The organism is uncultured Campylobacter sp. (assembly GCF_937949835.1).
GTDB lineage: Bacteria > Campylobacterota > Campylobacteria > Campylobacterales > Campylobacteraceae > Campylobacter_B.
On record NZ_CALEDC010000419.1, the window covers coordinates 1 to 3,917 of the forward strand.

Below are 3,917 nucleotides of genomic sequence, written 5' to 3' on the forward strand. Positions count from 1 at the left end.
CCGGATATTATTGCCATTTCGAGTGTAAAAAAATATTAGAAAAAAGCAAAAACAACGGTTTTGTCGGCAATGTAAATTTAATGCTTTCTGATGAAAACATTGGAGGAGCAATGGTTCTTTTGGAAAATGGAATTTTAAAAATGTTAGAATGCTACTTTTGGGAAGAGAATAATTTTTTTGAAAATATGGTAAACGAGCGATAGTAGATAAAAGACTTAAGCGATTTTAAGCTTAATAATATTTTGCTGGTTATTGACGAAAATAAATTTGGACAACTATAAAAAGGTGAAATTTAGCAAATTTTACCTACGGCCGAGCCGAATAAAATTTTAAATTCTATGGCTTAGACAAAGCGGCGCGCTTCCTGCAATAAAATTTCATAAATTTCATAAAATTTTATCTATCACGCAAATTTAAATCCACGCAGCCAAGATTTAAAATTCCGTGCAGCGTGGTGCACCGCGACGTGGCGTGGTTTGACGTGGGCGTGACATGGGACGCGCGAGCCCTATTCTGCAGCGCGGTGCGGTGCGCTACGACGTAGCGTAAATGTGGTGCGAACCCTACTCTACGGCGCGGTTTGGCGCGGACGTGACATAGGGCGCGTGAGCCATAATCCGCGGCGCGATGCGGCTCAATCCTCGTCCGTCGCGGCGCCCTCAAATATATCTCGGTGCAAAATTTCTTCCAAAACGACCGTCGCGTAAGAGCCTTTCGGCAGGTAAAAACTGAAGCTAAAATGCGCATTTTGCGCATCGTAGGCGTGCTGCACGCGCTCCATAAAGCTCCACGCAAACCTGCGCGAGCCGTTCATCTGTGCCTCAAACTCGCGAGCAGGCGCGAAAATATCATCTTCAAATCTGCCGCCAAGCCCGCTAGCTCGCAGCTTCGCTCGCCCCACGATAAGGCCTGCGCTCGTGATTTCTCGCCTCGCAAACCGCTCGCACTCAGCGCCCAGATCGTCACAGCTAAAAAACGCGCCACGGGGAAAGTGTCCTAAAACCTCGCCCCTTAAAAGCTTAAAAAACTGCGGCTGAGCCGCGATCTCGCGCGCCTCCTCCTTGCTTAGTCCGTAAATTTTAGCTAACTCGCCAAGGCTAAATTCCGCCGCAAATTTTGAAATTTCGACCCGCTTGCTAAGCCAGCGGTTAAAAAGCTCGCTCTGATAGGCGCTGATTAGAAAGTCGCGCATTTTGGGGTTTTTAAGCCGCCTCTGTCCGCGCAGCACCTCCTCGCCCTGCGCCGCGTTGTCGCCAAACTTGCCGAAGCGCTGATAGCCGAAGTAGTTCGCAAAGCCCTCGCGCCCTAGCGTATCTAGCGCGGCTGCGAGCTTGACGGCGTCGGGCGGCAGGACCTTTTTTAGGCGGATGAAAAAGTCGTTGCCCTTTAGATGTCCGATTTTAAGCTTGTTTTTGTGCCTTTGCACGCTTAAAATTTTAAGGCTTTCGTGCGAAAATCCGCCCAGCGCGGGCTCAAATTTAGCGGGCATGCTAATGTGCTGCGTCGTAAGGCCCTGCTTATCCTTGAGCCCTGCGTAGCCGAACTCGCGCATCTTAGCGCCCGTATGTTCGCTTAAAATCCGCAACGCCTCGTGCGTACTAATGCCCTTTTTTTGCAGCAGCAAAATGCAGTGCTCGCCCTCATTGCTAGGCTCGTAAAGCGGCACTTCGCGCACGACGAAATCGCTGGAATTTTTACTAAAATGCGCATTTATCGGCGCGTGATTTAGGGTGTATAAATTTTTCATAGCCGGCCTTTGCGTTAATCTAAGGCGCAATTTTATAAAATTGAGCCTAAAAAACTCATTATTAAGGCAAATTCTAGTATCATTCGCCATAAAAAAAGGATGAAAAATGCTAATCAGGCTCTTTCGCTTCGATCCTCGCTGCGACGTCGCAAGCTACTTCAAGCCCTATGTTTATGAAAGCGCACCCTTTGCCGATCTTGCGGCACTGCTTGACGACATCTGCGCGCACGATCCCTATTTTAGCGCACAGGGAGTGGAATTTGTAAAAATCAGCGGCACCACCGTAAGCGTAAAAGAGCCGCTAGATACGCTGATAGCGCACTTTGGAAGCGAGCTAATCATCGCGCCTCTTAGCGAAAAAGAGGCGATTAAAGATCTGCGCTGCGAGCCAAGGGCGTTTTTGGATAAATTTAAAGCCTTTGAAAGCATCGCAGATGTCTCTGATTTCGAGTTTTACAAAAGCCTCGCGCCCTATTTTTACTCGACGAAAATCCCCGCATGCTCACAAGAGTTTTTGGGCAACAGCGCCTTTATCTTCGCGCACCGCCTGATGCAGACGCATCCGAGCGAGCGCATGAGGATTTTGGAGATCATCGAGCCGCAGATGGCGTATTTTACGAAGTGCGACGCCGTGGGGATGGAGTTTGACGACCGCGCGGCATACAGGGCGTTTTGCGATATTCTGAAATACGAACCGGCGCGCAGCAATAAAATTTTAAGCGCGCAGAGCATGGCGGAATTTGACGCAGCGGGCGCTAAGCACGATTTTAGCGGCTTTAACGTCGCCGTATGGTACGACGAGGCTGCGGAGGAGCTGGCTAGCAGGCTGGGCGCGCAGATCGTGCACTTTGAATGTGAAGGCGCGCCGCTTGGAGCGCAGATATACGAGCGTGAGCGGGAGTGCGCGCTGCGACTGGGGGGCGAAATTTTATTTGACGCGTTTGACAGCGGAAGCGATTTTTTGCTAGTAAATTCCAAGCTCGCGCTTGATTTTTTAGACGGCAGAAGCGATGAAATCCAAAGGCTTTTCGGCAGAGATCTCGCGGGCTTTTATCTAATTGCGACGGATGAGCTCATCGCTCTAGCTCGCGGCGATAGGCCCGACTTTTCGGCACGCAAGCTAAAGCCGACGCTGATTTAAGCGGACGTAGTTTTAAAATTTCAAAATTTTATCTATTTGTCTATTTGGCTGCTTTTGGAATTTCACTACTTTAGCCGCCTTACTGTCCATAATTTTTTAAAAAATTATCTGCAAAATCGTGCTTACGATAAGCCCGAAAATGCTTAAATATACGCTAAGTCCCTTTTTAAAACAAAATTCCGACCGAAATTCTAATACACGCAAGCATTCTTAATCGTGCAGAAAAGTTACGACTTCATGCTCTTTTGGTAAATTTTCTCTACCGTCAATACCGCGATTACCGTATTCCGTTAGAGCTTCTTTTAAAATTTTATAAAGCTCGTCCAATGAAATTCCGTCAATACTAGAATTTATATTTTCTAGCTTATATTTGATAAAAAACGGATTATCGACTAGCATTTTACTTGTGGTTTCGTCATAGACCCGTCTAATATCAAGCTCGATTTCTCTACCTTTATAATAAAGCAGCCAAATCATCTCTCCAGTATATCCGTCTCTTGGATCAGGCAGATGCGGGCTACAAACAAAGATAAGCCAAATATCTCTTTGCCTGTCGATGACCCAGTCTAACCACTTTATTTCATTAGGCCCCTGTGGATCATAATGATATTTTGCCAAGCGCTGATCTACACGATTTATAATATCATATTTCTTAATATCCTCTTTAGAAATATACTCCGCTACAAACGCCACTTTATCCCCTTTTCTTTAAATTTTTGATATGAAAGTTACTTGAATATTTTCTTTAGGTACAGAAGTCGTTACGGACACCCCCCCCCCTTAAACTCATTTAAAATTTCTTTTAAAATATCTACAATCTCCTGCTTTGTTATATCCCCAAGATCGCTTCTTATGGATTCTAGCTCATATATTAGTATAAACGGATTATCCGTATCTTTTTTACCGGTATATTCATTATGTATATTCCTCAGATCGATTTCTATATCTTTACCCTTGTAGTGCAAGATCCATATATCTTCACCGCTAAATTCCATATCTCTCGGATCTCCGATAGTGATACTGCACACT

Annotated in this window: 4 protein-coding genes and 1 pseudogene; 2 read left to right on the forward strand and 3 right to left on the reverse strand. The window is 45.8% G+C overall.

Annotated features, from left to right (window positions below; genetic code table 11):
• On the forward strand, positions 1–203 hold a 203-nt coding region (locus Q0256_RS09410; RefSeq protein WP_297962459.1), incomplete at its 5' end, for a hypothetical protein.
• 431 nt (positions 204–634) lie between these two features.
• On the opposite strand, the gene truD is transcribed toward Q0256_RS09410, so the two are convergent.
• A complete protein-coding gene (truD, locus tag Q0256_RS09415) occupies positions 635–1,747 on the reverse strand; it encodes a tRNA pseudouridine(13) synthase TruD (protein ID WP_297962461.1) in 1,113 nt (370 codons plus the stop codon).
• Between the two features lie 106 nt (positions 1,748–1,853).
• On the opposite strand from truD, the gene Q0256_RS09420 reads away from it, so the two are divergent.
• Entirely contained in the window at positions 1,854–2,888 is a 1,035-nt protein-coding gene (locus Q0256_RS09420; RefSeq protein WP_297962463.1) for a hypothetical protein, read from the forward strand.
• Between the two features lie 210 nt (positions 2,889–3,098).
• Here the strand turns inward: Q0256_RS09420 and Q0256_RS09425 are convergent, their stop codons facing one another.
• Both Q0256_RS09425 and Q0256_RS09430 read right to left on the reverse strand, forming a co-directional pair.
• A complete protein-coding gene (locus Q0256_RS09425) occupies positions 3,099–3,581 on the reverse strand; it encodes a hypothetical protein (RefSeq protein ID WP_297962465.1) in 483 nt (160 codons plus the stop codon).
• Between the two features lie 68 nt (positions 3,582–3,649).
• Positions 3,650–3,917, reverse strand: a pseudogene (locus Q0256_RS09430) (hypothetical protein); the annotation flags it as partial.